The 4,522-nt window shown below is 51.7% G+C and carries 7 protein-coding genes and 1 tRNA gene; 6 read left to right on the top strand and 2 right to left on the bottom strand.

Annotated features, from left to right (window positions below):
* Positions 1-312 precede the first annotated feature (312 nt).
* The 5 genes from Q0O33_RS10570 (at position 313) to Q0O33_RS10550 (ending at position 2,365) form a co-directional block, all read left to right on the top strand.
* Positions 313-389, top strand: a tRNA-Pro gene (locus Q0O33_RS10570).
* A gap of 128 nt (positions 390-517) precedes the next feature.
* Positions 518-1,060: an N-acetylmuramidase gene (locus Q0O33_RS10565; protein ID WP_295499353.1), complete on the top strand. Its 543-nt coding sequence runs from the start codon at positions 518-520 to the stop codon at positions 1,058-1,060.
* A gap of 24 nt (positions 1,061-1,084) precedes the next feature.
* Positions 1,085-1,498 carry a holin family protein gene (locus tag Q0O33_RS10560; RefSeq protein WP_295499351.1) on the top strand — a complete coding sequence of 138 codons (414 nt, stop codon included), beginning with the start codon at positions 1,085-1,087 and terminating at the stop codon, positions 1,496-1,498.
* 72 nt (positions 1,499-1,570) lie between these two features.
* Positions 1,571-1,867 (top strand): hypothetical protein, encoded by a 297-nt coding sequence (locus Q0O33_RS10555; RefSeq protein WP_295499348.1) that lies wholly within the window; start codon positions 1,571-1,573, stop codon positions 1,865-1,867.
* A 213-nt stretch (positions 1,868-2,080) separates the two neighbouring features.
* Positions 2,081-2,365 carry a helix-turn-helix domain-containing protein gene (locus Q0O33_RS10550; RefSeq protein ID WP_295499346.1) on the top strand — a complete coding sequence of 95 codons (285 nt, stop codon included), beginning with the start codon at positions 2,081-2,083 and terminating at the stop codon, positions 2,363-2,365.
* Between the two features lie 60 nt (positions 2,366-2,425).
* On the opposite strand, the gene Q0O33_RS10545 is transcribed toward Q0O33_RS10550, so the two are convergent.
* Complete coding sequence (locus Q0O33_RS10545) at positions 2,426-2,830, bottom strand: DUF4019 domain-containing protein (protein ID WP_295499344.1); 405 nt, start codon at positions 2,828-2,830, stop codon at positions 2,426-2,428.
* 623 nt (positions 2,831-3,453) lie between these two features.
* On the opposite strand from Q0O33_RS10545, the gene Q0O33_RS10540 reads away from it, so the two are divergent.
* Entirely contained in the window at positions 3,454-3,849 is a 396-nt protein-coding gene (locus Q0O33_RS10540) for a VOC family protein (protein ID WP_295499340.1), read from the top strand.
* A gap of 476 nt (positions 3,850-4,325) precedes the next feature.
* Here Q0O33_RS10540 and Q0O33_RS10535 read toward each other — a convergent pair.
* Positions 4,326-4,522 (bottom strand): transposase (locus tag Q0O33_RS10535; RefSeq protein WP_295499337.1); only part of this gene is annotated, 197 nt, incomplete at its 5' end.

Raw genomic sequence — 4,522 nt, 5'->3', positions numbered from 1 at the left:
GCGCGCTTTTGTTGCGGGCGGATGAGGAAAAAGTAGAATACGACAAAGATCAGCAGGAGCGGAAACAACTGCACAAAAAATGCAGAACCACCAGCACCACCAGCGGCGACGTTCAAGATTAGAGACTCCATGGAAAACCCTCGCAAGTTGTATAATGTGACGCCCGATAAAAGCGTTGCCCCAAAGCAATCGGGCGCGATTATCACCTGCACCCTGTTGACGCAACGTCAAAGCGTCGAGAGCGCGCTTGCTTTTCAAAAACCAGCGCCATATACGCGCGCTTCCACTGATCTCAGCGAGGACAGCGGCGGTCGGGACGTAGCGCAGCCTGGTAGCGCATCACACTGGGGGTGTGGGGGTCGCAGGTTCGAATCCTGTCGTCCCGACCAATTATTTTCCTAACATCATAACGTCCTGGAGCCGCAGCCACCGCGTCATGAACCGCTGTGCAGATTTTGCTTTCCTACAAATAACCATATCGGTTATAACTTGATTCGAAAGTGAGGGTGTTTTGGTGATAGACCATATTGACCAATTGATTGACGAACTGATTGCACGCGAAGGCGACTTTGTGGACCATCCGGCCGACAATGGCGGCCCTACGCGTTGGGGCATTACGCAGGCGGTTGCCCGCCGTCACGGCTATATGGGCGACATGAGCACGCTACCGCGCAACGTCGCTGCTGCGATGTACAAACGCGTATATTGGCACGCGCCAGCCTTTGATCAATTGGAACGCCTTGCGCCGAAACTTGCGGCGGAGATGTTCGACACCGGCGTCAACATGGGTACAGGAACCGCCATCGGATTTTTGCAACGCGCGCTGAACGCCCTCAACCGCAATGGCCGCGACTATGCCGACATCGCCGTCGACCGGAAAATCGGCTCCGAAACGCTGCGCGCCGTGCAAGCATTCTTCCGTTGTCGCGGAAACTCTGCCGAACCTGTCCTGACAAAGGCGATCGATGCCTTGCAAGGCGCGCATTATGTCCGCTTGGCAGAATCCCGTCCCGCGCAAGAAGCGTTTTTATACGGCTGGCTCGCAAACCGAATTGGCTAAGTACATCTAAGGAAGGAATGTATCATGTCACTCCTCGAAGGCATAATTGGGCCAATCGCAAACCTGATCGATAAGATCATTCCTGATCCAAAGGCGCGCGATGCAGCCAAGCTTGAACTCATCAAACTGCAAGGTAGCCAGGACATGGATGCCCTGCGCACGCAACTATCCGCCGTTCTTGCCGAGGCGCAGTCGGCGGACCCGTGGACCAGCCGCGCACACCCAAGCTTGCTGTATGTGATATATATCATGCTGTTATGGTCCATACCCATGGGGCTAATCGCCGCTGTCGCGCCTGACAAAGCCGCTAACATTGCTTTGGGCATGAATGCCTATCTCAATGGCCTTCCCGAACCGCTATACGCGCTGTTTGGCACTGGATATCTGGGGTACACCGCTGCCCGCCAATGGGGTAAGTTGCGGGGTACAGAAAAATAGTTGCGGAAGGCAGGCTTCATACCTTACGCCTGTACTCCCGCTAGGATTTATATGGGACTCAGGAGAAACAAAATGAAGAAATTAGTCGCAACTGTTGCTGCTCTCGCATTTGCTGCATCGCTCACCGCATGTGGCGAAGCTGGCGAAAAGGCAGCCGAAGAAACCACAGAAGCAGCAGACGCAACGGGTAACGCCATGGAAGCTGGCGCCGAGAACGCCATGACATCTGCTGAAGATGCCGCCGACGCAACCGCAGAAGCAGCCGATGAAGCAGCGGACGCAACTGCCGGTGCAGCTAAAGAAGCCACGGCAGCCACAGGCGCTGCTGTTGAATCAGCTGGTAAAGACATGAAAGAAGCCGCCAAGTAATAGGCGCTTTCTTAAGCGAAATTGGCCCGCCCTGCCCCGTGCAGCGGCGGGCTTTTTCATGTGCCTAAATGCGGAATACGCGCAAGGTTCCTATTCCGCATCCCATTTCCCGAGATTCGACCCTGTGGATAACTTCTGCTACAAAAAGGCAAGAGCGATTCGCTTGTAGCTGTTGCGTAACGGAAAATCGCATTCTTAGGGGGGAGAATTGAAGTGAGCTTTGTTCAGAAAGAGCCACTTGTGGGTGAGATGGAATTGATTGGTGCTAGGCTTAACCAAGCCCGGCTGATGGCTAATCTTGCTCTCCAAGACATCGCAGATCGCACCAAAATTTCATTGCGTTTTTTGTCAGCTATAGAGAATGATGACTTTTCGGCATTACCCGGACGTGCGTATATTTTTGGTTTTACCAAAGCCTTCGCGCGTGCTGTAGGTCTCGACGAAGAAAGCGTGGTAGCGGCACTGCGAAAAAAGATGCAGTTAGCTGGGATTGATTAACCAGCAGTCCACTTACCCAAACGGATAGCCCGTTCCGGTCCCATCCTATTTTCAATAAAATTATCGGATGAAGTAGCCGACAATCTTCCATTGCGCACCATCACGGGCGAGAACGACAGTCTCGACTGCACTCGCTTTGTTCGTAAACGCTGCACTGTATGTTAAAACCCCGTATTCCCCATCGGGAGCGCCCGGCAATGCCGTCGTTTTTGTAACGCCAAGAATATGTCGAGAGAGGACTACTCCCAGCGGTTCACGAACGGCTTGAGCTGTTTTTACCCATTGCTCCTGCGTTAAGTTTGATTGGAATAGTTTTCCTGTCCCTTCCCAACTCTCATTCCAGTTTTTGGTGTCTAATTGTTCCAGCCAGGCATTTGCTGTTGCCACATCAAGAGTTAGCGCATCAGCAGAAGCTATCGCTGGGGCACTTAGGGTCAATAAGACTAAGGCGGCTGCGTTCATCATCTGGGTTCCTGAATCCTAGGGAATGTTTTGTTAGGCTATTCTGACATTGATATCGTTTTCACGACAGAAGCAATGTGTCATCCAAACAGATAGACCTTCCAGTTTCCATCTCCGACCGTCTGATTGCCCTCCGATAACCGAGCAGCCAAGCCTGACCATACTGCCTATCGGTAAAGCTTCTCCAGCATTGCGGATCTACTCTCAAATGGCAGCGGCATGTAAATCATTGAAATATATGGTGCGCCGTGGATGATGAAACTGATAACATTTATATATGTGATATTGTGTTATAAATTATTGACGTGAGAAGATATATGGCTGTTTTTTCAAACCCGAAGAATTAATCCGTGTGTTTCAGACTAACGCAGTGTTGCAAAGTCTTAGCAAGACGACTGAAGTAAGAAGCGATGTAAATGTCTGCTTTGCGTCCAATATCGGTCATTAAAAGCTCCGGCTGGCTCCCCAAAGCGGACGTTAAAATCAGCCACGTTGCGACTGATCAAGCTAGGCGGCAATGGACATGGCTCCAAATTGAAACTAAAAAATGTTCCTAGGTGTCATTGAGTTGACTGTCGCCACAGGCAGCGTTAAAAAAAACCAAACTGCTGATCCGAGTTTACCCAATGATATCCGTTGCAGCTATCGACCACATCGTCTTGCGAGTAGCTGACGCCGACGCCTCTATTGCTTTCTACTGCGAAGTTCTCGGGTGCCCGGTGGAAAAACGCAACGATATGATCGGCCTGATCCACCTTCGTGCCGGCGCCAGTCTGATTGACTTAATTCCTCTTGAGGGCCAACTCGGATCCGCAGGTGGTGCTGGTCCAGGCTTAGAGGGCCGTAATGTGGATCATATTTGCCTCCGATTAAACGAATACGATCCCATCAAGGTAAAAAGCCATTTAGAAGCGCATGGCGTAGCGTATCAGCTTCCAGCAAGTCGCTATGGATCCGGTGGTGAAGGACTCTCGATTTATTTGAAGGATCCCGACGGTAATGGGATCGAGCTTCGCGGGTGACTAACCGTTCAAAACCCCATTCAGTTAGGGTCTATAAGCTATTCTTCTTCCGCCTGTACCAAATCGGCTGATCAAATTGGTAAACAACAGCTTGCGCCCCACCAGTTCCTGGGGTTGGCGGTGACCGTGAATGGATAGAGCGCAAGCCAAACGTAAGCATGGTAACTTCAAAAATGATGGTTACTTAAGGCTGCCACTGCCTGAGGTAACATAATCCGCGGGGCGACTTCCTTCGATATCAGCTCCAGCGAGCGGAACCACGCCGACGGATCGTCATAATAGTCATGCGATTCAACCTGCAACGTTCCCCATCCACCGCAGGTATCAAACAATGTGCTAATTTTTTCAACCACCTTGACAGGTGATCCCACAACGAACACGTTGTCGACGAGGAATTCTAAATCAGCCTGCAGGGGATCGATAACGGCATCCTTGGCGAAACTGACCGGCCCTCACTGAGTTGACCGTATGGATTGTTAGTGCATGATTGCCTCCTTGGCCAGTGCTGGCCTCAGGTGGAGCGTAGCGGAACCGGAGGACGGCACTGGCCAAGGAACGGCTTCTGGTGCGGGTGGGCGATAGCCAAGCGAGCTGTGCGGCCTTACAGTGTTGTAATGTCGCCGCCACGCCTCGATCAGGATTTGGGCTTCGGCAAGGCTGTAGAAGATTTCGC

Origin of the sequence: Sphingorhabdus sp. EL138 (assembly GCF_945862485.1) — a bacterium.
GTDB lineage: Bacteria > Pseudomonadota > Alphaproteobacteria > Sphingomonadales > Sphingomonadaceae > Sphingorhabdus_B.
The sequence above is the reverse complement of the archived record's forward strand: the minus strand, read 5'-3'. Positions and strand labels throughout refer to the sequence as shown.